The organism is Vibrio sp. 1288 (assembly GCF_033344475.1).
Window position 1 is genome coordinate 1 of sequence record NZ_JAWPOX010001048.1, and the last position, 533, is coordinate 533.

The window sequence follows — 533 nt, forward strand, 5'->3', positions numbered from 1 at the left end:
TGTCATCAAGCTTGTTCGATCTGTTTCAGCTAAAGACGTTCACTCGCGATACGGTTAAGCCGTTGATCTTAGAAACCGAGTTGGAAGGAATGGACATCATTCCTGCGCACATGTCATTGGCTACGCTAGACCGCGTAATGGGTAACCGCAGTGGCATGGGGTTGATTTTGAAGCGCGCACTTCAAGCGGTTTCGCAAGATTACGACTACGTGTTGATCGATTGTCCACCAATCCTTGGTGTGATGATGGTTAATGCACTCGCGGCGAGTGATCGTATCTTGATCCCTGTACAGACTGAGTTCCTCGCGATGAAAGGCTTGGAACGTATGATTCGTACGTTGACGATCATGCAGAAATCACGTCCAGATGGGTTCAAAGTCACCATCGTACCAACCATGTACGACAAGCGAACTCGCGCTTCGTTGCAGACTTTGACGCAACTGAAAAAAGACTACCCGAACCAAGTGTGGACTTCCGCAGTACCGATTGACACCAAGTTCCGAGACGCAAGTTTGAAACACTTACCAGCGTCG

At 49.0% G+C, this 533-nt stretch carries 1 protein-coding gene; it reads left to right on the forward strand.

Features of this window, described 5'->3' with window-relative positions; translation table 11 throughout:
• The coding region (locus tag R8O11_RS30835; RefSeq protein ID WP_318195338.1) for a ParA family protein at positions 1 to 533 on the forward strand (533 nt) is incomplete at both ends.